General features: G+C 69.1%; 13 protein-coding genes. 7 read left to right on the top strand and 6 right to left on the bottom strand.

Features of this window, described 5'->3' with window-relative positions:
- Positions 1-835: 835 nt before the first annotated feature.
- The 7 genes from ACFY04_RS29040 to ACFY04_RS29010 all read left to right on the top strand — a co-directional run bounded on the left by ACFY04_RS29040 (position 836) and on the right by ACFY04_RS29010 (position 15604).
- Positions 836-2713: an ATP-dependent endonuclease gene (locus ACFY04_RS29040; RefSeq protein WP_389121136.1), complete on the top strand. Its 1878-nt coding sequence runs from the start codon at positions 836-838 to the stop codon at positions 2711-2713.
- Positions 2710-4452 (top strand): UvrD-helicase domain-containing protein, encoded by a 1743-nt coding sequence (locus tag ACFY04_RS29035; RefSeq protein ID WP_389121134.1) that lies wholly within the window; start codon positions 2710-2712, stop codon positions 4450-4452. The genes ACFY04_RS29040 and ACFY04_RS29035 overlap by 4 nt, the downstream gene beginning before the upstream one ends.
- Before the next feature lie 467 nt (positions 4453-4919).
- Positions 4920-6494, top strand: coding sequence for a DUF2397 domain-containing protein (locus ACFY04_RS29030; RefSeq protein WP_389121133.1), 1575 nt, complete (start codon positions 4920-4922; stop codon positions 6492-6494).
- Positions 6491-7756 carry a TIGR02678 family protein gene (locus tag ACFY04_RS29025; RefSeq protein WP_389121131.1) on the top strand — a complete coding sequence of 422 codons (1266 nt, stop codon included), beginning with the start codon at positions 6491-6493 and terminating at the stop codon, positions 7754-7756. Before ACFY04_RS29030 ends, ACFY04_RS29025 begins: the two co-directional genes overlap by 4 nt.
- A gap of 68 nt (positions 7757-7824) precedes the next feature.
- A complete protein-coding gene (locus ACFY04_RS29020) occupies positions 7825-12018 on the top strand; it encodes a TIGR02680 family protein (protein WP_389121129.1) in 4194 nt (1397 codons plus the stop codon).
- Between the two features lie 5 nt (positions 12019-12023).
- On the top strand, positions 12024-13439 hold the full coding sequence (locus ACFY04_RS29015) for a TIGR02679 family protein (RefSeq protein WP_389121127.1): 1416 nt from the start codon (positions 12024-12026) through the stop codon (positions 13437-13439).
- A 395-nt stretch (positions 13440-13834) separates the two neighbouring features.
- A complete protein-coding gene (locus ACFY04_RS29010) occupies positions 13835-15604 on the top strand; it encodes a hypothetical protein (protein WP_389121124.1) in 1770 nt (589 codons plus the stop codon).
- A gap of 368 nt (positions 15605-15972) precedes the next feature.
- On the opposite strand, the gene ACFY04_RS29005 is transcribed toward ACFY04_RS29010, so the two are convergent.
- The 6 genes from ACFY04_RS29005 to ACFY04_RS28980 form a co-directional block, all read right to left on the bottom strand.
- Positions 15973-18246, bottom strand: coding sequence for a Helicase associated domain protein (locus ACFY04_RS29005; RefSeq protein ID WP_389121123.1), 2274 nt, complete (start codon positions 18244-18246; stop codon positions 15973-15975).
- 74 nt (positions 18247-18320) lie between these two features.
- Complete coding sequence (locus tag ACFY04_RS29000; protein WP_389121120.1) at positions 18321-21329, bottom strand: AAA family ATPase; 3009 nt, start codon at positions 21327-21329, stop codon at positions 18321-18323.
- Between the two features lies 1 nt (position 21330).
- Positions 21331-22530: an exonuclease SbcCD subunit D gene (locus tag ACFY04_RS28995; RefSeq protein WP_389121117.1), complete on the bottom strand. Its 1200-nt coding sequence runs from the start codon at positions 22528-22530 to the stop codon at positions 21331-21333.
- Between the two features lie 469 nt (positions 22531-22999).
- A complete protein-coding gene (locus ACFY04_RS28990) occupies positions 23000-23596 on the bottom strand; it encodes a transposase (RefSeq protein WP_389121114.1) in 597 nt (198 codons plus the stop codon).
- Between the two features lie 32 nt (positions 23597-23628).
- Complete coding sequence (locus ACFY04_RS28985) at positions 23629-25443, bottom strand: amino acid adenylation domain-containing protein (protein WP_389121112.1); 1815 nt, start codon at positions 25441-25443, stop codon at positions 23629-23631.
- Positions 25444-25458: 15 nt separating this feature from the next.
- The gene (locus tag ACFY04_RS28980) at positions 25459-26490 is read right to left on the bottom strand and encodes a TauD/TfdA family dioxygenase (RefSeq protein ID WP_389121110.1); all 1032 of its coding nucleotides are present in this window, start codon (positions 26488-26490) and stop codon (positions 25459-25461) included.
- Between the last annotated feature and the right edge of the window lie 27 nt (positions 26491-26517).

Genomic DNA, 26517 nt, shown 5'->3' with positions numbered 1-26517 from the left:
CGGAGAGCCTGACGGCTCTAATGTTGGGCCTGACGGCCCAACTCGGGCCTGACGGCCCGAAAGGTGACGGATCGTCATGCCTGACGGCATGACTGTGGGTTGGGATGGGTGATGACTCCTGGCCTGACGGCCAGGGTGTTGGTGATTGCTAGCCCAGTTGGCCCTGACGGGCCACCATGCAAGTTGGTGTGAAGCGGGCCTGACGGCCCGTGGGGAGGAGTGCGTCATGCCTGGCGGCATGACGGGTGAGATGGGATACAAGTGATTCCTCCCGGCCTGACGGCCGGGGTTGCCGACCCTGCCGAGCTCGTGTCGATGTCAGATTCTTTAGTTACATGGATATTTGAGTTGGTGTCGTCTCTCCTCTGCCGAGTAGAGACAGGTCGGTCGGCGTGCCGGTGATCGTTTTCCTGTCAAAGGGACATCCTCAGATGTCGGCGGGGCCTACGGCCCTCCTCTCTCACCCCAGATGGATCACGTCAGCGAACAACCCTGCCGTCTCCTGATCGGTTCTTCTGGTGTCCGAGCCTCCCGCCCAGAGCTGTGGAGCAAGTGGGCCGCCGACGCGGCCCAAATACGTGACAGATGCACCTGATGCACAGCGATGGTGTGTCTTCTTGGGGAGTGACGTCGCATCTGTGACAGCTGACGCTCGCATCTCGATAGTGCGGCTGGTCCAGTGGTGGGACGGTGAAGGCTTCTGAGCCGGTCAACCACACTCGCGCGAGCCAAGAAGGCGACGTCGTTAGCCCGTGCCGAGCGGGTACATCTCTCGCCCGCTCCGCATACGATCTGTTGATCATCGCTGATGGCTGGTAGGGGGACGGAGGCGCCGATGCATGTATCCGAGGTGTTGGTGCAGAGATTCCGGTCCTGCGAGCGCGCTCTGATACCGCTGCGCCCGGAAGTGACCGTACTCGTCGGGGAGAACAACTCTGGCAAGTCAACAGTCATCGACGGGATACGTCTGCTCACGGATCCCTTGGACGGCCGGCGTTCCCGGTACTTCGAGGAAGCCGATGTCCTCATGCCCACCGCTGCGCTAGGCGGCCCCTGCCTGCAGTTGGAGCTTTCCGAAGTCGGCCCCGAGCAGAGCGGTGCCTATCTGGAAGCCATGGCTCATGACAATGCTTCCGGTCGCACCGCACGCTGGCAGGTCTCCTGGACGCCACCACAGGCGAACGGACGTCGCGGGAGCACCGCGTGGGCGCAGGGTGCCGGCCATCCGGTCACGGGCGAGCCTGCTTCGCGGGGCGGTGTACGGCACGTCTACCTGCCCGCGCTGCGAGATGCAGAGCGAGAGTTGGCCTCGGCCGGCGGTGACCGGGTGCGGATGATCCTGCGCGGTCTGTTGGGCGACGACGCGCAGATCGACGCCTTTGTGGAACGCATCGGTACAGAGCTGAAGAAGGTGGCCGCGGACCCTGGCGTAACCGCAGTCAGCGGAAAGATCAACGAACCTCTGAGGGATCTCACAGCTGGCGCTCATCCGCAGAAGAGTGAACTGGCCCTTGCTGATCCCACGTTCGCTTCGATCGCCCGGTCGCTGCGCATGCTGCTGGGCGATACCGCGGCCAAGCCCTTCCCCCTGTCCGCGTCGGGACTGGGCTACGCCAATACCCTGTTCATTGCCACCGTGATGGCCGAACTGGACGCGGCAGCGGAAGCCGACCTCACCGTGCTGCTGGTGGAGGAGCCCGAAGCCCACCTGCATCCTCAGCTGCAGACGCTGCTACTGCGCTACCTGCAACGGCGTGCGCGCGCCTCACGCCGCAAGCCGCCGGGCAATCCGGCCGAGCCAGCCGGGCATCTGCAGGTGGTGGTGACCACCCACTCCCCCATCCTGTCCTCCGCTGCCAGCGTCGAGGACTTGGTGGTCATGGCCCGCTGTCCGGCTACCCTGTCCGACGGCTGGCAGGCCCGGCCTCTGCCGATACCCCGCCTGCAGCTGAGCAACGATCGGGTGCGGCATCTGGACCGCTACCTGGACGCCACCAAGAGCGCTCTGCTGTTCTCCCCACGGGCGATCCTGGTGGAGGGCATCTCCGAGCTTCTGCTGCTGCCTGCCTTGGCCGAACGGGTCCTCGCCGCCGACGAAGCTGCCGATGCGGAGGCCACCCGGGCAGCGTTCGAGGCACTGGAGCGCTTCTTCGGTACCACTCGGGTGATCGTGGACGGAGTCGGCTTCGAGGTCTACCTGCGGGTTCTGCTGGGCCCCGTCGATGGCATGTGTCTGGGCCAGCGGGTGGCGCTGATCACCGACACAGACGTAGCACCTGAGGCGCCCGAGCCGGCCCGGCTGCGTTCGCTGCGGGAACTGCCCCGCCGCTGGGGATCTCCCGGGGCACTGCACCTCGCCGCCGCGCCCCGGACCCTGGAGCCGGCCCTGTGGTCGGCCGGCAACGTCGAGGCTCTTCGCACGGCGTTCCTGCGCTGCGCACCGCGCTCGCAGGAACGCTGGGAGCAGGTTCTGCAGGCGGCCGATCCGGCCATGGCGTTCGGGGAACTGTTCGTCACCAAGGCCAACCGGACTCTCGCCGGCACGGACGGCGAACTCGCCAAAGGGACCAAAGTCTCCAAAGGGCGGTTCGCTCAGGAACTCGCCGATGTCCTCGCTGATCCGGCAGTGCCCTTCACGGTGCCGGACTACCTCGCGGACGCCATCGTCTTCATCACGGCCCTGGACTCCGCCAAGACGGTGACCGCGTCGTGACTGTTTCCTCGGAGCCGGCCGACCTGCGGGCCGGTGCAGAGGCCCAGCAGCAGGCTGCCATCGACGCCCCGGCGCCTGCCTACGTGCCCGCCTGTCCGGGCGCGGGCAAGACTCATGTGATCACTGCCCGGCATCTGCAGGCGCCAGCGCAGCTGCTGCGGCAGGGACGGGCATTGATCTCGTTCACGCGGGTGGCTCGGGACCAGATGGCCCTCCGCTGCCGCCAGGCCGGCCGCGCCGACCTAGTCCAGGCCCCTCACTTCATCGGAACGCTCGACTCCTTCCTGTGGGAGTTCCTGGTCAAGCCGCGGCGTGCCGCGCAGCCCGTGGCGCGTCTGCTGGAGTCGTGGGCGAGTGTCAAGGCGCCTGTTCAGGAGGTGGATCGGGAGATCTCTCTGCACCGTTTCCCTATGACTCTGGACCCGGATTCGGCGCAGGAGGAGGTCGCCTGGGACAAACTCAGCTACGACACGACGCGCACCCTCGGCGGCAGTGTCTACAGCCGTGAGTCATGGCGGCAGAGAATTCTCGCTACCCGCGATTCTTGGTGCAGGCAGGGCTATTTCACCGGGCACGAGGTGCGGGTTCTGGCCTTGTGGAACCTGCGGAACCCCGTCGCCTCCGAACGGCTGCTGCCACCACTGCGCTCCCGCTTCGCGGAGGTGATCGTCGATGAGGCCCAGGACTGCTCCACCGCAGACCTGGCAATCCTCCAGTTGCTGCACGACGCTGGCCTGCCTCTGGTCCTGGTCGGTGACCCCGATCAGGCCATCTACGCATGGCGAGGGGCCGAACCGGCAGCGTTGGAGACATTCGCGGCCAGGCTGTCATCCGCTCCGCACCGGCTGACCGGAAACTGGCGCAGCTCCCCTGCTATCTGCCGTCTGGCCGCCACCCTGCGCGCGGGACAGCGTCCGCCGGATACATCTGTGCTGCAAGGTGAGGATGCCCCCATCGTCCTGTTGCCCACCCGGTTCGCGGCCGCCGGCAGCCGTCACCTGCATGCTCCGACCGGCACTGGGATCGTCGACGTCTTCCGCACGATCGCGCAGGAATACGGCATCCAGGCCGAGGGCTGCCTGGTGACCGCCTACAAGTACGCGACTCTGCCCGGCATCACCCGGGAGCGGCCCAACACCAACACCATCACCCGACTGGCCTGGGCCCGTACCGTCGCCCACACTCCCGGTGCCTCCAGCGACGACCTCACCCGGGCCTGTGACATTGCCGTGCGCGCCTTGTTCGGGTACTGGTTCCCCGAAGAAGCCGGCGGACCGGATCGCATCTGCGCCGCCCACCGGCTGCCGGTCAGCCAGGCCAACCGCACCGCCTTCGCCTTTCTCCACAGCCTTCCTGCGCCTCACCGCGAGTGGAGCTCCGAGGTGTGGCAGGCCATGAAAGCCTGGCCGCCCCTGGAGGGGGCAGCTCCGCAAGGCGCCAAGGGTCGCTTGGCCGGACAGCCGGCGACGGCGAGGCCTGTGGTTTCCACTGGCGTGCGTACCAACATCGTGCACCAGCTCAAAGGCGATGAAGCGGACGGCGTCCTGCTGTTGCTGCCCGATTCTGGAAGTGCGCAGCGCTGGGCCACCGAAGACCCGGCAACGAATGAGCTGTTGCGCGTCTGGTATGTCGCCGTCACCCGTGCCCGCCGCCTGGCCGCCCTCGCCGTACCCGAGAACGAAACCGATGCGTTTGTCGGTCTGTTGACTTATCGGAATATACCGGTCCGGGTTGCATGACCTTGCGTCGATGGGGATTTTGGGGCAGCTGGGCTACGCCGTTTCCGTCGGAAGTAGGGGTGGCGTCTGCGAGGTGGTCTAGGCGGTGGTGGGTCCCTGCCCAGTGGGGCTCCGCCAGTTCGAGGAGCCCTCACGGCAAGGCCCTGAGCCGACGTCTGTCCGCTGGGCAGTAACCCGGATCTTTGCGGACTCTGCGTGGGTGTCACCTACAGGTTCGCCTGACTTCTCGTGGGGCTTTTGAGGTTTCTGCTCTCTCTGACTACTAGCGGGATTTAAACCACTAAGCGAATGTATTGCACTTAAGTTCCGATATTTCCCTATCGAGAGGGAAAGTAGGGTCTCTTTTTTAGGCCTTTCTCGATCATTTAAGGGCGTATCGGGTCGGGGCGGGTCGTGCCAGCTAGCTTCCGCAGTGGCTCCGTGCGATCAAGCAGGGCGGCCGAGCATGCGACCCCCGCGAGGCTGGCGTGGCCTTTGACTACGACGACACTTCCCCTCTCCCCCCGACCGGTCGACTGGACCTGTACCGGTACCTGACCGCGGACAACGCCCTTGAATACATCGCGATCATGGACGTGTTCTGTGCCACTCTGCTGGCGGACCTCACGACCTCCGACACTCGGGCTCAGCTCGGCAGGAGAGACCTGCCGGTCCACCTGCCGGTTGACCTGGTACAGGACCGGTGCCGGCAACTGGTGCAGTGGGGCAACCTCATGCGCTCCGTGCACGACCCCCGTGTACCGACGATCGCGGAATACGTCCATGCCCAGACGCGGTATCAGCTGACCCCGCTCGGAGGCCGCCTGCACCGGCAGGTACGGGAAATCCTTCGAGCCGTCGACGGGGTCCGAGAAGTGGCCCGCGAGCTGCTCGGCCACACCGTCGAGCTCCTCGACCGGATCCTGGCCCGCATCCTGGCCCCGGGAGTGGTCGATGCTGAAGCGCTGGCCGCCGACGTCACCACGGTCTTCAGCAACCAGCGGCTTTTCACGGAGAGCACCCGAGACTTCTACGTCTACCTGGGGTCGGTGCTGACGCGGTACGACCTCGCGGGCGACGAGTACGCCGTTTTCAAGCACTTGCTGCTGGAGTACGTCGACCTGCTCGGGTCCGATGTGGCGCGGCACGCACCTGTGATCGTCGAACGCCTGGGCCGACTGCTTCCTGTCGTGGAGAAGGTGACGGCTGTCCTGGGGACGCTGCCGACCCTGGTCAACGCGGACGGGTCGGCCGGTGAACGGCTGCCCGGGCGCAGGCGGGAGGACTGGCTCGAGCTGTCGGCCTGGTACAGCGGGGGCGGCGGGCAGTCAGGCCCTTCCCAGCTACGCGGCGCGGCAGAGACGGCGCTGGGCCAGCTGATCACCAATGCGCGGCGGATGCTTGCGTCAGCCGGCACGGGTGCGTCCCGGCGGGCGGACCTGCTCCGCCTGGCGGGCCTGCTGCACGGTGCTGAGGGGGGGATGGCACACCGGGCCTTCACAGCGGCGTTCGGGTGTCATGCGGCACGGCATCTGGGGCTGGGGCTGGCGGAGTCCGTGTCGCGGGTCGCGCCTGCCGTGTCGTGGTGGGATTGCGAACCTGTCGAGGTCCCGGTGGCTCTGCGGGAACGCGGCTCGCGGGCGGCCTCGGGCTCTACTGCCCGGGTCCCGCGAATCGAACAGGAGACGAGGGAGCAGCTGGCTCAGGCGGAGCTGGAGGATGCCGGGCGGCGGGCCGCCGGGGCGGAGCTGGTCCAGGCTGGTGCCCTCAATGGTGCGCAGCTGTCATGGGATGCGTTCCTGCTCCTGCTGCGTCTGTTCGGGGACCTGTTGGCAGTGCATCAGGAGCTTGAGGCCGCGGAGGTCCGTGACCTGGATCTGGGGCTGGTGTTGCACGCCGTCGAGGGGGCTGAGGCGACCACCGTGGTCCTGGACGGAGGCCGGGCCGTCTTCCTCTGCCTCGTCCTGTCGGTGCGGCCTGTGGCCGCTGTTGGGGAGGCCGCAGACGGCCAGACGATCGCGGATTCAGGCGGTCGGCCCGAGGCCTCAGGGGAGGGAATGTGAACCAGTTCGACATGCCTGCGTGGCGGCCGTCGCCGTCCACGGCTGCGCACGCCGCTGCGGAGCGCAGAGAGGCCGCTCGCGCGTTGCTGCAGTCCCCGGTGCTGACCGCTGAGCGTCATCCGCAGGAGCTGGCACTGGTGCACCGGCACGTTCCCGCGCTCATGCAGACCTTCTTCCGGCTGTTGGGGTATCGGCTCGTGGTCGAGTCGGGCTTCGCACGGTTGTCGAAGACGCCGCTGGGTCCTGAGGAAGGTCCCGTGCGGTGGGTGCGGACGGGGAAGAAGGGGGTCTTGGACTCTGCGGCTTATCCGTTGTTCTGCCTCGCCTGTGCCGCGTTGCTCGCGCCCGGCACCGGTGAGCAGATCCTCATCTCCGGGCTGGTGGAGCAGATTCGTGCGGATGCTGCGGCGGCCTCTGTGCCGATCGCCGACGACAGGGCCGGGCACCGGCGCCTGGCGCACGTTCTGGGCGTTCTGGTGGCATGGGGGGTGATCCAGGAGACCGACGGCACGGTGGGGGCCTGGCGGGAAAGCAGCGATGAGGCCCTTTTGACGATCAACAGGCCTGTACTGCCTCATCTTCTGGTTCGCCGGCTCCCCCCAGGAGCTGTGGATGTGTCCGGGCTGTGGTCTCAGGAGCCGGCCGGGGAGGAGCCCCGGCGGTCGCTGCGCCGCAAGCTGGTGGAGAACCCGCTGGTGCGCCGGGAAGACCTCAGCGAGGCCGAGCGCGATGTGCTGTCGAGGGAACGAGCGGATCTGACACGGCAGTTGGAGGAGAACTTCGGGCTCAGTGTGGAGGTCCGTCTTGAGGGTGCGCTGGCCTTCGACGTGGACGGGGATCTGAGCGACGTCGAGTTCCCCGGCGCGGGCACGGTGCGGCAGGCCGCCTTGCTGCTCATCGACGCCTTGCTGGACATCGGGCGTCCCAGTGCAGGTCAGCAGTCGCGCGTGGGCGGCCGGACGGTGGCCGGGCTGGACTGTAGCTGGGAGGCCGTGGACACGGAGCTGTCCTCTCTGGTCGGCCGGTACAAGAAGGCCTGGGCAGCCGAGTACGTCGGCGACCTCGGCCGGTTGCGCAGCGAGGTGGTGGGCCTGCTGGAGTCGGTGTCGCTGGTCGAGACGGACGACCAGGGCGTGGTCGTCCACCCCGCCGCCGCCCGCTACCGGCCCGAGCCGCGACGGGTGCCGCGCGGTGCCCCTAAGCAGGGTGCCGGTTCTCCCAGTAGTGCCGCAGACACCGTGTCCGAGGAGGAAGACCTGTGAGCACCAATATCGCTGTACCTCTGCCGCGGCGTCCTGAGGCCGGTGGGGGTGCGCCGTCGCGTCACCCGTTGCGATGGCGGTTGCACCGGGCCGGCATCCTGAACGTTTGGTACTACTACGACCAGCGATTCGACCTGTCCGGGGGCCGACTGATCCTGCGCGGGACCAACGGATCGGGCAAGAGCCGTGCCCTGGAGGTGTTGCTGCCCTTCGTGCTCGACGCCGACCGGCGCCGGCTGGACGCCACCGGGTCGGGCAAGGTTCGCCTCGAGGAACTCATGGACGCGGGCGGTGACGGCCAGGGCAACCGGTTCGGCTACGTGTGGTTGGAACTCGTACGCGATCTGGACCCCGACGACGAGGACGATGCGGTCGCAGTCGCCTCCGGGCGGCGGCAAGCACACCTGACGGTCGGGGCGGCAGTGCGGTACTCGCGCAGCGCCCGTGAGGTGAAGGTCTGGTATTTCATCACGCCGCTGCGGGTCGATGAGGAACTCGTGCTGTTGGGTGCCGACCGTGCGCCCCTGTCGAAGGACCGGCTGGAGGAACTGGTCGGCGAGGACAGGATCACCGAACAGGCGACAGTGCACCGTGACCGGGTAGGGCAGGCGGTCTTCGGGCTGTCGGGGCCGGTGGGGCGGGAACGGTTCGCAGGGCTGTTGCAACTCCTGCACACGCTGCGCTCCCCCGACGTGGGCAACCGCATCGACGAGGGCGGCCTGCCCCGGATCCTCTCCGAGGCTCTGCCCCCGCTGGCCGAAAAGGCACTTGCCGCGGCCGGGGAGAAACTCGACGGTCTCGACGCCACCCGCACCGCACAGGCCCGGCTGGAGAACGCGTGCCGTCACGTGGGTGAGTTCCTCGATGTCTACACCCGCTATGCGGTGGGCGTCCTCAGCCGGCGCGTGGCCGAGGCGAGGACGGCCGCCCGGGAGGCGGAGACCTGTGTGCGGGAAGCGGCCCGCCTGAGTGCGGAACACTCACGGCTGGAGGATCTGCGCGGCGTTGCGGCGGAGCGACGGGAGGAACTGGATGCGTACAGCGAGGAGTTGTCGGCGACGATCACGGGGATCAAGGAGTCCCGTGCCTACGGCGCGGCGCGGGAACTCGATGAGCGTCAGGGGCGGTTGGACGCGCTGGCCTCAGCCGCGGACGTGTCGCTGGCGAGCGCCGCGGCCGCCCGGCAGGCAGAGCGTGTAGCGGTGGAGGCAGCCGACCTTGTCGTCGGTGACCTTGCGTCTGCCTCGCGGGAGGTCGACCAGCGGCTGGCTGATGTGCGGGCGGATCTGGACGGTGCCCGGCTGCGGATTCCTGTGGCGTCCCGGCTCGCCGTGGTGACGGAACAGGCGCGCTCGTCGTCAGAGCCTGTTCGGATCTCCAGGCTGGTCGATCCGAGTGCCGTCACCCGGCCGCTGCCCGTCGGGCTGCACCCGGGGGCGGACGAGTTGGCCAAGCGGTGTGGGCAGGTGCGCGAGACCGCGACCTCGGTGAGCACGGCTGCCCGGACACGGCGCGATCAGGCCGTGGCCCACCACAAGGATGTGTCGGAGCTGGTCCTGCGGGAGCAACGGGTTCGGGCGGAGGAGGACCGTGCCAAGGACGCCGCGGCGCAGGCGGTGGCCTCGGAGCAGGAGGCGCGGGATGCGGCCGGGAGGCGTGACGAGGCAGCGCTGGATCTGGCGCAGGCCTGGGCCGAGTGGACCCGCGCGCCGCAGACCCGCGACACGCTGGGCCCCGTGGACTGGACGGCCACCGCGATCGGCCCGCTCCTGGCCGACCCTGGTGCGCTGACCGGAGACGGCGGCGAGGGGGACGGCGTCGAAACGGAGCGGGCGCTGGCCGCACTGGACGCGGCGGCGGGCACCGCGGCACGTGCGGTGCGTGAGCGTCACGCCGCGCAGGCGGCGGCTGTCCACGCCGAGCAGGAGACCGAAGCCCGGCGGATGCGTCTGCTTCGCCATGAGGCCGAGGCCCTGCAGGCGGATGGGAACCTGGCCCCGCCGACCCCCTCATGGCTTTCCCCCGACCAGCCGGAGGGCATCGTCCTGTGGCAGGCGGTCGACTTCGCGCCGTCCCTGTCCGAGCAGGAGCAAGCCGGGCTGGAGGCCGCCCTGCTGTCGAGCGGGCTGCTCACCGGACGTCTGTGCGCGGACAGCACGGTGCGCGCTGCGGACGGGCAGGTGCTCCTGGCTCCGCGGGGGCCTGCGGTGCTGCGTTCCGCCCGGCGGGCCCTGGTCGTGGCAGCCGACTGTGAGGTGCCTGCCGAACGCGTGCTGGCAGTGCTCGACCGGATCGCACTGGGCGAGGCGTCGGGCCATCCCACGTGGATCGCAGCCGACGGTACCTGGGGCAACGGCCCCTTGAACGGCTGTCTGAACCCCGGCGCGAGCCCCCGGTACATCGGTGCGGCTGCCCGGGCCGCGTCGCGGGCGGCCCGCCTGGAGGAGATCGGGTGCGAGCTGGCCGAGTGCGAGGAGGCGGCCGACGGCCGGGAGCGGGCGCTGAGGGATCTGGAGGACACCCGTTCCGGTCTGGAAGCCCAAGTGGCCGGTGCGCCGCGGGCCCTGGCTCTGGCTGCGGCGCGGCGTGAGACGGCCGCAGCCAGGGCGGCGGCGGAGCGTGTCCGGCTGCACGGTGCCCGGCTGGCTGCCGAGGCCGCCCAGCAGCGGCGGGACCTGGCAGCCGCGCAGGCCTCCCATCGTGAGGCCTGCGCAGCATTGGGACTGCCGGACAGCGGGGAGGAGCTGCTGAAAGTGCATGCGTCGGCGGGCGCGGTGATGGCCGGTTGCCAGGATCTGGGGCGGGCGGCCGCTGTAGTCGTCGAGCAGCTCCGCCGTTATGGCGGGGCAGTGGAGAAGGCGGTCGGAGCGCGGGCGGTGCGGCGGCAGGCCGAGCATGACGCGTCGGTCGCCTGGCTGGGGTGGTCGGGCGAGAACGCCGCGCTGGCCGCGCTCCGCGAGAGCCTGGGCGCCTCCCCCGAGGAGATCCTTACGCAGTTGTCCCAGGCGCAGCAGGCGCACGTCGAGACGAAGGCATCCCTGGCCGGTGTGACCCGTGAGCTCACCGAGCTGGCGGGACGGAGCGCCACGGCGGAGGCTCAGGCGCGGGCCGGGGCAGAGCATGCCCGTGCTGCGGGGGGTGCTTTGGAACGTGCTGTGCAGACCTTGCTGAGGCTGGCCGGGCATCCGTCTTTGGCCTGTGCCCGCGGCGTTGAGGTCTCCCCTGTGCGGGTGCCGGTGGAGCGGGTGGAATCGGCCGAGGTCCTGCGTGTCGCCGAGGAGGTGGAGGCGGGGCTTGTGCCGGTCAAGGGGCCGGCCGATGCCACCACGGTGCTGCGTGCTGTGTCGGCCCTGGAGCGGGCTCTGGTGGGGGTGTTCGACATCGTCTCCAGCGTCGACGAGGACCAGGTTCACGTCGTGGAGTTGTGCGACGCCACCGGCCGCAGCCACATCAACGACGCCGCGTCCGCTCTGACGCAGCTGCGTGACCGCGGACGGATGGCACTGACCGACCGGGAGCGCGCGGCCTTCGAGGACTTCGTGCTCGGTGGAGTCGCCCAGGAACTCGCCGACCGCATCACCCAGGCAGGCCGGCTGGTCAAGGCCATGAACTCCTCGCTTGCATCAATCTCCACCAGCCACGGCATCGGTGTGCGGGTCGCCTGGTCCCTCAGTGATCCGCACGGGCCGGACAAGAGGATCACCGATCTGGTGGGGTTGGACCCGGTGGTGATGCGGCAGGACCAGGCGGACGAGCTCATCTCGCTGCTGCGGGCCAAGGTGGAGGAGCGGTTTGTGCAGGATCCGGCCGCCGGCTACACCACCCACCTGCGGGCGGCGCTGGACTACCGGACCTGGCACACCATGGACGTCTTCATCACCGGCCCCGAACCGGGTAGGGAAAGGAAGATCACCCGGCGGGCGAAGCTCTCCCAGGGAGAGACCCGGTTCGTCTCCTACGTCGCGCTGTTCGCCGCGGCCGACGCCTACCTGTCCGGGCTTCCCGACACCCGTCACGCGCTGCGCGTCATCCTCCTCGACGACGCCTTCGCGAAGGTCGACTCCCCCACCATCGGTGAACTGCTCGACCTCCTCGTGCGCCTGGACCTCGACTTCGTCATGACCGGGCATTCCCTGTGGGGGTGCTTCCCGCAGGTGCCCGCCGTGGACACCTACGAGGTGAGGCGCCGGGAAGGCAGTGCTGCCGTCACCACTCACGTGCACTGGGACGGCCACAGTCGACATCTGCGGGCCGCCCCGTGACCGGTGTGCCCGAACCCGTCCGCGGCTATCTCGCCAGTCCTGGCCTCGCTCCGCTGTGGGCGACGGTCAGGGCCCGGCTGGAGCAGCGGGCCCTGACCGTGGGCGGCTCGGTGACCATCGACCTCGGCGAGGAAGGCGCACGCCGGCTGGCAGGTCTGCTGGGCAACGCGGTCGCTCCTGGCAGAGTCCGGGTGCCGCTGCGAGCGCTCGACGAGGCTCTGCGCTCGTCCAGGGCGCAGTGCGGTCTGATCACCGCGGTCGCCGATCTCACCGGCGGTGCTCTCACCGACCGCCGGGCTGTCAGGGCGGGGCGTCACACGGCGTGGGCGTTGGTGTGGACCCGTTTCGAGGAGGTGCTGGAGGATGCGGGGCTGGCTTCTCGGCCCTGGGCCGCATTGTGGGGAGAGGACATTCGCTCCAGTGGGCTCCTGGCGCGTGCTGGGCCCGAGATCGCTCTGGGCGCCCTGGAAGGGGCGGTCCGTGCCGTGGCCTGCCTGGCAGTGCGCCTGAACGGACCCGATCCGCCCGCTGGTCCGCTCATGAGCGTCGAGATCGCCGAGCTTGCCGCGCGGACCACCGGGGACGCCCACGGCCTGGACGACGGCCACCTGGCAGGCGGCCTCGTGCTGCGTGCCATCGCCGCCGCCACCGGTCAGGGGCTGCCCGCCGACGCCGGCGGCAGACGCCGTCTGTGGGAGACGGCAGGGGTCAGCCCCGACGAGGTCTCGGGCACCGTTTTGACGCTGGGGCTGCGCCCCGCAGGAGGCGATCCCTGGCCGGTGATGCTGCGTGCTCGCGCCGACCTCAATCTGCCCACGCACCTGACCTGGGCCGAGCTCCGCTCCCCCGTGGCCGCTACGGCCCTGGCCCGGCCCGGCGAGCCGGTCCACGTCTGTGAGAACCCCCAACTCCTCCAGGCAGCGGCCCGGCACGGCATCCCCGGGGCGCTGGTCTGCACCTCCGGCAACCCGTCCCATGCAGGGTGGCGGCTGCTGGAGCGTCTGCAGGGCGACGGCGCCCGCATTCTGTATCACGGGGACTTCGACTGGCCCGGTATCGCGATCGCCTCGCGTGTCATCTCCGGCGGTGCCCACCCCTGGCGTATGAGTGGCGACGACTACCTATGGGCCCTCTCCCACAGCGCAGAAACCGCCCGGCTCCCGTTGCACGGCGACGCCGTCGCGACCGAGTGGGACGCCTCCTTGGAGACCCGGATGCGGGAGTACGGAATCGCCGTCCACGAGGAAGCCCTCCTGTCTGTCCTCCTCAACGACCTCCGCGACCGGGTTGAGCCGTGTCGACCCAGCCGAGGGCCGTCGGCCGGCGAGGCGAAGCCCCCACCAGCTCGGGAGATCCCCGATCAGTGGACGGTCGGGGATAAGTTCGGAGGGGAACCCAAGCCGACGCGATACAGCAAATGACATTCACCATGCCTGTAAGCAATTCTTCCAAAGATCGAGACATGGCCGCTGCAACGTGGGTAGTGTGCGCGGCCATGGGAGATCTCATTTACCCCCGGGCATGGGCGGAACGGTCAACAGGGATGCCCGTGCTGCCGGGCCCGCGGTCCTCATGGCTCAGCACACTCCGAGCGCTGATCGAAGAGCTGTCCACCGACAGGGGGCCGGGTTCCAGTGATCAAGCGACGTTGCCTGAGACCGGTGGACTCAACCGACACCAACTTCAGCGGCTCGTTCGAGCCGGACTGCTCTCGCGCGAGGGTCCGGCGTTCCTGCCGGGCACCGCAGCCCTCACCTGGCATCAAAGTGGCGACCCGGCCGTGTTGGTGGAAGCACTCCACTGCAACGTCAGGTTCGTGGGCGAAGCCATGGACGCCCTTGCCTCCGGGCCTCGCACACATGAGCAACTCCTCAACCTGGCCAGTGAAGAGTTCGACCTACGGTGGGACACCCCGGCCCCTGTACGTGATCGAACGACGTGGCTCGCAGTCACGGGGATGGTCGAACTCTTCGACCGCCATGTCCACCTGACGGACGCCGGCCGCGGCGTCTTGGCGGACATGGCGTTGGGAAGGCCCGAGTCTGAGAGCACCGGCACGGTCGTACAGCTCGCCCCGGCTGCCAGAGCCGTCGCCAGCCTCATCGAACAGCTCGACGAGGCTGGTCTCAGGGAGAGGGCAGACGGCGCGAATCTCTACGTTCCGGGGACCTCTGCCAACGGCGGCACTCTCGATGCACTTCAGGTGCTCACTGAGGCGGCCATACCGTCAATCAGTGACGCGGACTTCGTGCGGTTCGTGCAGGACACCTTCCCCAAGGCCCGAACGACAGCCACGGCACGCACCGCCAAGGACACTCTGAAGGCTCTCGGACTCATTCAACGGACATCGTCAGAGACATGGACGGCCACGCCGGCCGCCCGTGCTTGGGTCGAGTCGAGCGAACCGCTGGACCTTGCGCGCACCGTTCACACTGCCATCGCCTTCTTCGGTGAACTACTGGGCGAGCTTGACAGGGCGGTTCCCCTGACGACCGGCGTGCTGGCGGAACGCAGCACGCACTACCTCCCCAACCGTGGCAAGCCGCTGTCTCGGAGCGCGGTCAACACCCGTCTGAACCTCCTGGAGGCCTGTCGCCTCGTCACCCGGCTCTCCCAGACCACTTACCGTACGACGGCTCTCGGGCGAGCATTGAAGGAGTCGCTGCCCTGCGTCCCCCCGTACGACGCCGTATCTCGCGCGCCAGCCGACGGCGACGTCGAGCACCACCACGGTGGCAGCCCCTCCGGCAACACTCAGCAGTCCAACTCGCTGGGGGCGGACATCGCGGCGGAGCTGGAGAGTGCCGCACGGGACAGTGCGAACCCCGAGCGTCTGGAGAAGGCCGCCGTCGTCGCGTTGGGTTACCTGGGCATGCCAGGCAAGCATGTGGGCGGCAACGGAGCGGTGGACGGTCATGTGCGATTCGGTGTGGGCGCGGACTCACAGATCCTGGCCGTCGAGGCGAAGACGTCGGCCACCGGCCGCGTTGCGGATCAGTCGTTGTTCGGGTTGGCGGAACACCGAGCGGAGATCGGGGCACATGTTCACCTCCTCATCGGCCCGGGATTCGAACGCCGCATGCTCAAGGAAGCCGACGACGACCCCGCCATCGCCGTCATCTACACCGACCTACTGGCCGAAGTCGTACGCCGCCAGGAACAGACGCCGCTCACCTTGATCCAACTGGCGCCCCTCGTCGACCCAGCCCTGCGTGCAGCTCAGCGCGGAGAGACCATGCACGGGTACTGGGCGGCCCAGGAACTCCGCGGTCAGCTCGAATACGCGCTCGTCGACGTCCTGAATGTGGAAGCAGAGGACCCGTTTGAGGAGGGGGGCTGGCTCGATCTCACCTCGGTCCGACGCGAGCTTCGGACCCGCGGGTACCGCGTCGGAGAGGGCACGGTCGTAGAAGCCCTTGAGTTTTTGGCCTCTGACCGGATCGGAGTACTCCAACGCGCTGGGCAGCGCTACCGCTGCACTGCCAGTGTCCACACAGCAGGGCAGCGCATTCGGGCTCTCGGACACCAGTGGGTAGCGGCTGCAGAACTCCACCAGCGGATGAACTCAGGAGGCGAACAGAGATAGCCGCCCTCGCACTCAGGAAGTGCCGTAAACGGGTAGGCGTCGAGCGGGCCTCGATGATGGATGCAGCCGGCGCCCGAGAAGCACTTGTGTTGAGTGTCCCGTCTTCGGCCAGCCGGTACAGACGGGGCTTCCGCCAGCTGGCGTTCGTGCTGGTCGAATCCTGGCAGCGGCTGCCTCTCCTCGCCGGGGTTAGGGGAGGCAGCCAAGCACAGCAACCGGTAGCCCACCCACAGCAGGTGAGCGAAGCCAGGGTCGGCCGGCGCTGCCCCAGGCTCCTGCCCAATCACAGAACTCCTGGTCGTGCTCGCGCGCTCTCCATGTCGTCCTGGGCATGGAGCCTCGCCGGTTATGCCGGGTTCGGCCGACGATCAGGAGGGCCAGCGCATACCCAGGGTGTCCAGGACGGCGATCCGCTCGGAGGGCATGGTGTTCTTTCTGCGGCGGGCGTTGCTGATCCACTGCCCGAGGCGTACTGGGTCGCCGTCGAGGTCCTCGGTGTGGCGTTGGGGGACATCGAGGTGGTGCTCGCGGGCGTGGAACAGGCGGGCCGCGGCCAGACCCCGGTCCCATCCGCTCCTGGTTGCAGGTCTGTCCGCGGCGGATGCCTGGGGTGTGAGGTGGAGGCCGAGGTCGGCGAGCAGGCGGTGCTGTCCGGTGTGGAGGGTCTCGGGGCGGGCGTTTTGGGTGTGGAGCCACTCCCCCAGGCGGTCTCCGTCGTCGGTGACATAGGAGCGTGGCAGGTCACGGAGGGGGTGGCCGGCCTCATGGTGGCGGCGGGCGGCTTGGTAGGTGCGTTGCCAGGTCAGGGGCCAGGGCGGGTTCCACCACGGGTCGAGGTCATGCATGGCTTTGGCGCGTTCGGAAGTGAGGTGGTCGGCGTTGGCGCGCTGGGTTGCCAGCCAGCGGCCGAGGGCGAAGCCGTCGTCACGGTGGCCAACGGGGACGGCTAGGTGCCCGTTGGCGGTGGCGTAGGCGGTGGCGTGGGCGAGGCCACGCTCCCACGCCTGCCGGCGGGGGTCCCAGATGATTCCGAGGTGTTCGAGGGCCCGGGCCCGGGCGGGATCGAGGGCGTGCTGGTTGCGGAGGTGGCGTTGCCAGGTGAGCCAGCGGCCCAGCGGATAGCCGGTGTCGTCCTCGTGGGTCTGGGGGACGTCGAGGTGGTGGTGGGTGCGGTGGTAGCGGCGGGCGGCGGTCAGTCCGCGGCGCCATTCGGCGCTCTTGGGGGCCAGGACGCGCAGGGTGAGGGCGAGGGCGACCTCCTCCTCGCGGGTGGGGCGGTCGAAGTGGAGCCAGTGGCCGGGATCTTCGTCGCCGAGGGTGGGGCGGTGGGTGCGTGGGTCGGCGAGGCGGGCGGTGAGCCGGTCGTCGTGGGCGCGCAGGGCCTGGATGGTGCGCCACAGCGGGGTGTAGGCGTCGGCGCCGAGGAGGTCGTCGGGGTCTTCGTCGGGGGTGAGGTAGACGGGGACGATCAGGGTGGCTTTCTTGCCCGCTCCGGGGGTCTGGCGCAAGGCCCGGCCGACGGCCTGGACGGTGTCGACGGGACTGTTCTTGGGATCGGCGAAGACGACGGCGTCGATGGAGGGGACGTCGATGCCTTCTCCCAGTACCCGGGCGTTCGCGAGGACGGCGGGCTGGTCGGGGTGGGTGTGGGCGGCGAAGTCGAGGAGAATGCGGCGGCGGACGCGGGGCGGGTGGGTGCCGCTGATCCACTGTGACCACAGGCCGTCGGGCTGGAGGTGGACGGGGAGAGCGGCCGCGGTGTCGGACAGGGTGGCCGCGAAGGCGCGCGCGTCGGCAACGCGGTGATGGAAGGTCAGGACCCTGCGCAACCGGTGGTCATGAATGGCTCGCAAGACGGCGACCTGACGGCCGGCGAGGCGTAGGCCGTCGGCTCCGGCTCCGGGCCCGGTGGCCAGCCAGTCGCGCAGGTCGGTGTCGTCGACGACGGGGACGAGGATCTGGTAGTCGGCGAGGAGACCGAGGTCGATGGCGTCGGAGAGGGTCAGTCGGTACGCGACGGGGCCGAAAAGGCTCTCGTCGTCCATGGAGGCGACGGGGTCCTCGGGTCGGTCGTTGTCGGGGTCCCAGACGCGGGGCGTCGCGGTGAGGTAGAGGCGGCGGGCGGCGGGGATCTGGTCATCGTGGTGGATGGCGGCCCAGGCCTTGCCGAGTCGGCCTGCGGTGCGGTGGGCCTCGTCGACCACGACCAGATCCCAGGGCAGCAGGTGGTGTTCGCGGTGGGCGGTGATGACGGTGGGCAGCGAGGCGTAGGTCGCGTAGACGGTAACCGGTCCGCCGTCGGCCGGGGTAAGGACGGTGAGTTCGGCCGGGGACGTGGTCATGGGGAGGTCGCCGGCCGACGGGTGATCGACGGCCTGGCGTGCCGAGCAGACCGCAACCGTCCGGCCTCGGCGTCCTGCAGCTTGCCAGGATCTGGCTGTCTGAGAGAGCAGGTCCAGTGTCGGCAGCAGCACCAGCACACGGCCACGGGGGGCAATGCGGGCGGTGGTACGGGCGGCGATGAGGGTCTTGCCGGTGCCGCAGGCCGCGATCACGCTCGCGCGGGCGTGATCGCGGAACGTGGCGGTCGCGGCGGCGACGGCTTCCTTCTGGTGGGGCCGCAGCTCGATTTCGGAAGCCATGAAGGTGTGCTGCTCCGTGGAGGTCGGCTGGACTAGGGGGCGGGGCAAGGCGCCCCGCCCTGTCAGGATGCAGGCTATTCGGCTGCTTCGGTCAGGTGGGCGAGGGTGGATCCAGCGGGGCTTTTACGGACGTGCAGGCGGTGAGTGATGCGGCGGCGCAGTTCGGGGACGTGGCTGATGACGCCGACGGTGCGGTCGTGGGCACTCAGGGAGTCCAGGACATCGAGGACCTTGTGGAGGGTGTCTTCGTCGAGAGTGCCGAAGCCTTCATCGATGAAGAGAGTGTCCAGGGGGTTGCCGCCGGCTTCGTGGGTGACGACGTCGGCCAGGCCAAGGGCGAGGGACAGGGAGGCGAAGAAGGATTCGCCGCCGGAGAGCGTGTCGGTCTTGCGGGGACGGCCGGTCCAGGAGTCGGTGATCTCCAGTCCGAGGCCCGAGCGGGCGCCGCGGGCGGCTTGGTGATCGGAGTGGGAGAGGGTGTAGCGGCCTTCGGACATGATCTGCAGGCGGGTGTTGGCGGCGGTGACGACTTCTTCGAGGCGGGCTGCCAGGACGTAGGCCTCCAGCTGCATGCGCACCCGGGCGCTGGGTGAGTTGCCGGTGACGAGTTCGGCCAGGTGGCGGGTGGTGAGGTGCGCCTGCTCGAGCGGTTGCAGGCGCTGGATGGCGGCGGCGAGGTCGGCGGTAAGGGCGGTGAGGGCCTGGCTGCGGGTGTGGGCTGCGCTGGCGGCGGAAACGGCCTTGGCATGCTGGTCATCCGCGGCGGCCCTTGCAGCCGTGGCGGCGTCAAGGCCGGCGGAAGGCTGTGCGGCGGCCTGCTGCAGTGCCGGGTTGTCCAGGACTGCGGTGTGCGCGGCACATGCCTCGCGCCACTGAGTGATCTCTTCTTCTATTGCGCACAGGTCTTCGTCGCTGAGCAGGGCCTGCTGGGCGAGTTCCAGGGTGTCGAAGCCCTGGTCCTTGGCGGCGAGGGTGGCCTGGTCGGTGCGGTGCGTGAGGGTCTGGACGACGGCGGCGAGGGTGCGGGAGGCCTCGGCGGTCTCCTTGAGGCGGTCGGCGGTGCGGGTGAGGTCGTCGGCGTGGGCGGCGACCGTGGGATAGGTGCCGCGGGCTGCGGTGAGCTTGGCCGTCAGCTCGGTGTGCTGCTGGGTGAGGGTGTCGTAGTGGGCGTTGCGGGCGGACAGGCCGGCCGTGGCGGTGCTGTGTTGCTGGGTCTGGGCCGTGTGCTCGCCGTCGAGTGCGAGGAGTTCTTCTTGGACGGTGCCCTGGTCTGCAGCGTGGTCCAGGGCGTCGGTCAACTCCGTGGTGAGCGTGGTGTGCTGGGTCTGGAGGTCGGTCAGGGGGGTGTCGCCGGCTTCACCGGCGGCGGTGGCAGCCTGTTCGCGGAGCCCGTGCAGCACGGCCGCGGCGGCTTTCTGGGTGGTCTTGGCCTGCTCGTGGAGGGCTTCCGCGTCCTGCTCGTCCTGGCGTGTGGGCTGCCCGTCCTGGGCAGCGGCGGGCGCCGGGTGGTTACAGGATCCGCAGACCGGGCAGGGCGTGCCGTCGGTGAGGGTGGCGGCGAGTTCGGCGGCCATGCCTTCGGTGCGCCGGCGGCGGATGGTCAGGTAGTTCTGGCCGGTCTGGCTGGTGACCGCTTCTGCATCGGCCAGCTGCTGTTCGGCCTTGGTGGCCTTGGCGCGATGGGTGTCGCGGCGCCTGGCGGCTTCGAGGCGGGTTTTGAGGCCGGCGAGGGCGGTCTGGTGGCGGCGGCTCTGTTCTTCGGCCTGGCGGGCGGCTTCTCGCCGGGCTTCGAGGGTGCCGCGCCGGGCGGGCTCGGCTTCGAGCCAGTCCTGGGCTGTGCGTTGCTGGGTGGCGAAGTCCTGCCGGTCGGCGTCGGTGCGCTCCAGCTCGGTGGTCAGCCGGCGGACGGTGTCTTCTTCGGGGGTGAGGGCGGTCAGGACGGCAGCTTCGGCGCGAAGACGATGCTCGGCGGTTTCCAGCCGGCTGGCGTCAAGGTGCTTGTGTTCGGGCAACAGGCGCTCGCGGGCGCTGCGTTCAACGCTCTGGGCACGGGTGTGGTCGTCTGCGGCGGTGTCCGCGGCGTGCAGCAGCGGTGCTGCCTGTTGGGCGCGGCGGGCCTGGTCGCGGCGCTGGATGAGTGTGTCCTGGTGCGGTGTCTGTTCCTGGAGCAGGTCGAGTCGCTGCCGGGCGCTGGTGTAGGTGGTTTGCTGCTGGTGGAGTTCGCGGGCCGCGGCTTCGAAGGTCTGCTGTCTGACCAGGTTCTCCTTGGCCGTTGTGGCTGCTTGGAGTGTCCTGGCGTGGTCGGTGTGGCTGACGCGGAGGAGATCCTGGGCCCAGGCGCGGGCGGGCTCGGTGAGCGTGTTCGGGTCGTCGGGGGCGGGCGCCGTGTACTCGGTTTCCAGGTCGGGTCCGGCGGCCTGGTGGATACGTTCGGCTAGGCGCAGCACGTCGGCGCGGGCGGCGTTTCGGTTCTTCTCGGTGGTGCGGCTGTGGTCGTTCAGCCAGCGCTCGATGAAGGAGAAGCGACCGGTGCGGAAGAGCTTGCCGAGGAGTTCTCGTCGGCCGTGGGCGTCGGCGTGGAGGAATTTGGTGAATTCGTTCTGCGGCAGCAGGACGACCTGGCAGAACTGCTCCCGGCTCATGCCCAGCAGGTCAGTGACCTCGACGGCTGCCTCTTGGTGGGACTTACTGGAAGGTTCCCAGCGGCCCTGGCCGTCGGCGTCGACGGCCCATTCGCTGAGCCGGGTTTCTGCTTTCTGGGAGGTCTCGCCTTCACCGGATCGCTTGGGGCGCATCTGGGCAGGGATCCGGTCGATGCGCAGGCGGCGTCCTGCAAGAGTGGCCTCGAGGGTGACTTCGGTCAGGAGGCCGGCGGGAGCGTGGTGGCTGCGCAGCAGCAGGTCGCGGTCGCCCGGTGGTTTGCCGTAGAGAGCGAAACAGATGGCCGCGAAGATGGTGCTCTTGCCCGCTCCGGTGTCGCCGTGCAGGAGGAACAGGCCGTCGGTGGAAAGTGCGTCGAAGTCGATGGTGTGGGTGCTGGCGAAGGATCCGAATGCCTGCAGGCGCAGGGTGTGCAAGCGCATGTCAGACGGTTTCCTTCTGCTGCTCGTTCAGGCGGGAGGCTTCGACGGCCTGCTGCAGCAGAGCATGTTCGTCCGGTGTGGGGTCGGTTCCGCGCATGCTGCTGATGAAATCGCTGGCGATGTCGAGGTCGCCGCGGCCCCGGATGCGCTGACTGTAAGTGGGGGTGTTCGTGGCCTGGGAGGGGATGAAGGCGGGCTTGTGCTTGAGGCTGGCGGTGTGGGGGAAGCGGCGGCGCAGGCGGGCCATGGCCTCGAAGGGCAGGGCCGTGTCGGTGAGGGTGACCTCGAGCCAGGCATCCTTCAGCGGCTCGTGGTCGGGATTGGTCAGGAGGTCTTCCATGAAGCCGGACACACGTTCCAGGCGGAGAGGCACAGGGCAGGGCTGGCGGGTGAGGGCGGGAACGGCATTGGGGGTGAGGTCGACCAGGGTGGTCGACTTGGTGTGGCGGGCTTCGGAGAAGGAGTAGGCCAGCGGGGAGCCGCTGTAGTGGATGCGGTCGGTGACGCGCTGGGGGCCGTGGAGGTGGCCCAGGGCCACGTAGTCGATCCCGTCGAAGACGTCGGCGCCTACGTGGGCGACACCGCCCACGGCGATTTCGCGTTCGCTGGTGGACTCTTCGCTCTGATCGCGTTCCTCGGGCTGTCCGGTGCCGGAGGTGACGAAGGCGTGCGCGAGGACCACTGACCGGGTACCGGGCAACTGGTGGTTGGTGAGGTCGGCGTGGATGCGGTCCAGGGCTGCGGTCAGTACTGCGCGGTGGGAGACGGCTTCGGCTTCCAGGCGGTCGCGGACCATTGACGGCTCGAGGTAGGGGATGCCGTACACGGCGACGGGGCCGTCGGCGTCTTCGAGGACGACCGGGATGTCGCAGGTGTCCGGGTCGGTCCGCAAGTGGATCCCGGCACGGGCGAGAAGGCCGGATCCGACGCCGAGGCGGTGCGCGGAGTCGTGGTTTCCGCTGATCATGATGATCGGCACATCGAGGTCGGCGAGTTGGTGCAGAGCGCGGTTGAACAGGCGCACGGCATCCAGGCTGGGAATGGCTCTGTCGTAGATGTCGCCTGCCACAAGGATCGCGTCGACGTCCTCCGCCTGGGCGGTGTCGACCAGGTGGTCGAGGAAGGCACCCTGGGCGGGGATCAGGTCTTCTGTGTGGAACCGGCGGCCCAGGTGCCAGTCCGAAGTGTGCAGAAACCGCATGAGCGCAGACAGTAACCACAGGGAGAGCGGTTACGGGCAGTTTTCCTGATAAACGGGCGTCGTGACGGAAACCGTGACTCGACGCACGGTTCTTCCTGGTTTCCGGAGGCTGTCCGAGCCAGCTGATGTTCAGGACCGTCAAGCGCCGCAGGGGCCGATTCACCCAGTAGGTGAGGGAGAGCCAGCGGAAGCCGACATCGTCAGTTCCCTCCCTGCCGGGAGAGGGTCCGGGCGACGGCCTGGATGTCCTGGTCGCCCTCGATGTGGCAGGCAGCCTTCCTCGGCACCATCTCTCGCGCTCGACCAAGCCAGTCAGACGGCACAATACGAGGTTCTGGGTGCTTGAGATCCCTCCGACACAGCTCAACGCTTCCACCGCCGCGGCGCACACGCCCATGAACCCGGCGGACAGCCTCCTCGCGGTCCCTGGGTCAGAATGTGAGCTCGGCGGCCTCCGCGACCGCCGCGGTCAGCCGTGCCGCCGCCGCCGGACCGGACGCGGTCCTGTTGGCGAGGACAGCGGCTGGTGTGGTCCGAGGTCTGTCGACCGACCGGGGCTCCCGGATCCGGGCGATGACCTGTTCGAATACCGGTGCGTCGTCGGCCTGCCCAGGCGTGATGGCGAATGCGAGCGGCTGGCAGCGGCCGTCGGCCGCGCGATGGATTTTGGTTGTCGGACCGCCGCGGGACCGTCCGAGGGCGTGGTCGGTCGGCTCGCCGGCCGGGGCCCTTTTTGACGGGCCCCGGCAGCGTGCCGATGTGCTCTCACGATCGTGGAATCGACCGCGACGACCCAGTCCAGGTCGCCTTCGGCGTCGGCCTGGGCGAGGAGGGCCGCGAACACCTTCGCCCAGGTGCCGTCGACGGCCCGGACCCGCAGCCGGTTGTGGGCGCCCTTCCACGAGCCGAACTGCTCAGGGAGGTCCGTACACGGCGTGCCGGTGCGGTACTTGAACGCGATCACGTGGATCACCTGCCGGTGATCCCGCCGCCGCCCACCCCGCCGAGGTGCCCGGTCCGGCAGCAACGGCTCGATGCGTGCCCACTGGGCATCAGTCAACGACACACATCAGCCGGCGATCCGATGATCCTCACCATTCACCCGAGTGACTGCTCATGTACCAGGGAATCGATCTGCCGCGCGAGGTCATTCAGCCGCGGCGTGGCATACACGGTCTTGATCGGCAGGCGCAGCCCCAGCTCGGCGCGGACCTGGGCGACCAGCCTGATGGCCAACAGCGAATGGCCGCCGAGCTTGAAGAAGTTATCGTCCGAGCTGATGTGCGGGACGCCCAGAACCTGTGACCAGACTCGCGCGATGAGTTCTTCCATGGGCCCGTCCAGCCGAGTGCTGTCCGGTCGAGTGACTGCAGGATCGGGCAACGGCAGTGCGCCTCGGTCGAGCTTGCCGTTGGCGGTGACGGGGAACGTGCTCACCTGTATGAGGGTCGTCGGCACCATGTATGCCGGAAGCCGTTCCTCCAGATGAGCGCGGAGTGCCGTCTCGTCGACCGCGTTGCCCGCACGGTAGTAGGCGACGAGCCCGGCTCCGCCGGGGAGGTCGTCCCGGTACGTCACGGCGACTCCGTTCAGCCCCGGATGACGGGCCATGACCGATTCGATCTCGTTGAGCTCGATCCGGTGACCGCGAAGTTTGACCTGGCCGTCGGCCCGCCCGAGGTATTCCAACCGGCCGTCGGGCAGGCTCCGGCAACGGTCGCCGGTCCGGTACATCCGCTGCCCGGGCGCCTTCACGTCGGCGACGAACCGGTCCGCCGTGAGGTCGGGGCGTCCGCGATACCCCCGGCCCACCCTTGGGCCCGTCAGGTAGAGCTCCCCCTCCGCACCACCGACGACGGGGCGCAGCCGGTCGTCCAGCAGCCGCGCCCGCAGACCGGGCAGGACGGTTCCTATGTGCGGTCCGTGGGCGGACGTGATCCACCCCGCAGTCGCATCCACCGTGCATTCCGTCGGTCCGTAGAGGTTGACCGCGCGCAGCCGCCCTTCATCGACGAGCGCGGTGATACGACTCCACAGCGCGGGATCGATGGCCTCACCGCCGACCAGCAACGTGAGAGCGGGGTCCTTCCCCCCGGCCTCGCCCGGCGCGGGCGGCCCGAGAATCTCCAGGAGCGGACCGAGATGGGAGGGCGTGATGTCCAGGTCGGTGAGGGCGGTCTTCTCGATCAGCCGAGCGAGGAGAGCGGGGTCCGCGCGGGTCTCGTCGTCAATCAGAACCAGCGTGTCGCCCCGGCACAGACGGACCCACTGCTGGACCGACGCGTCGAAGGAGGGCGAGGCGTTCCAGCCGACCCGGCCCAGGCCCGGACGGGCGATCCCCCACTGCTCCAGTTCGGCCAGCAGTGCGGAGATCGAGCCGCGGGTCACCTCGACACCCTTGGGGCGGCCGGTGGAACCCGAGGTGTAGATGACGTACGCGAGATTCTCCGCCCGGACCGGCACCGGCCGGTAAGGGTCGTCCCCGCGGCTGTCTTCGTCCGGTACGGCTGTCAGCGCGGTGAACGGCACCTGGCGACCGCCGCCGGTCGGCGGTGAGCCGCAGTCGGATGCGACGATCACCAGATCCGCCGCGGCGTCCTCCACGAGATCGCGTTGCCGGTCGGCCGGCAGCCTCGGGTCGACCGGCATGTACGCGGCGCCAGCGGTCAGCGTGCCGATGAGGGCGATGACCAACTCGACGCCCCGCGGCAGATTCAGCGCCACCAGGCTCTCCGCCCCCACGCCGCGATCGGCCAGCCGCGTGGCCACCCGGGCCGCTGCTGCACGCAGAGCCCCGAAGGTCAGGCTCGTGTCGCCGGCCGTCACAGCGGTCCGGTCGGCGGGTACTTCGCTCAGCCGGTCCAGCAGATCCTGCGGTGGTACCGCGGCAGGTGCGGTGTGGTTTCCGTGCACGGCACGTTCCTCCGGTCAGTCGTCGAGAGCCGTCGTCGACGGCTCGGTCACGGGGTGGCAATCCTCGAGCCTGACCGGATCGCCCATGGCCACCACGATCCGGCGGTCGCCGCGGAATGCCTCCCGGCCATGGGCGCACAGGATGTTGTCCACGAGGAGGAGGTCGCCCGGCTGCCATTCCTCCCGGACCGTCACCTCGTCGTACACGGCGGTGAGCGACTCGACGTCCTCCCGGCTCAGGCGGGAGGAATTCCCGAGGAAGGTGTCGAAGGGCAGGCCGTCCTCGCCGTATGTCTCCACGAGGACGTCACGGACCTCCGCGTCCAGCGCCCACTGGCTCCAGAAGGCGAAGTGGTTGAACCACACCTTCTCGCCGGTGACCGGGTGGGAGACGATCGCGGAGCGGCGCTGCTGTGTGCGCAACGAGCCATCGGGCAGCCATTCGTGACCGATCATGTGGGCCTTGCAGTATGCCTCCACCGCCGCCGGGTCCTCGGTGGAGAACGTCTGCTGCCATGGCAGACCGGCAAGTTCCGAGTAGTTGCGCACCAGCAGCCAGCCGGTGGCCTCGAAACCGGCCCGCAGGTGCTCCGGTATCCGGCGCAGCGCCTCGCGCATGTCGCCCACGGTCGTGGCTCCGCCCTCCTCGGGGGCGGTGATGCAGCCGAAAAGAAGGGTGCCGGGGAAGTCCAGTGTGTAGCTGTTTTCGTTGTGCAGCCGGATCGGTTGCATGGCGGGGAGATCGGTGGAGGAGAAGACGCCCTCGCCGAGTTCGGTGCGGGGGGTGGCTTTCTCCTTGTAACCCGCCGACCGGGGTATCAGCACATCGCGCAGGCGCGCGAAGCCTGCGGTGTCGCGGAAACCCAGGCCGCGCAGCATGAGGGCCCCCGACCGCAGCAACTCCTGCCTGATCTGCGTCCGGTGCGCCGCCAGCCAGTCCGCTGCCGCGGTGATGTCACGGCAGGGGGCCGTGCGGACGAGGGGTGTTTTCCCCGGCGCCCGGCGGACGTCGAGGCCGGTGGGCGAGATTCTGATGCGTCCTGGCATCGGACTACCTCCTGAAAATGGGCCGGT

This window comes from Streptomyces sp. NPDC001549, assembly GCF_042894025.1.
GTDB lineage: Bacteria > Actinomycetota > Actinomycetes > Streptomycetales > Streptomycetaceae > Streptomyces > Streptomyces kutzneri.
This window is presented reverse-complemented; position numbering and strand designations above follow the sequence as displayed.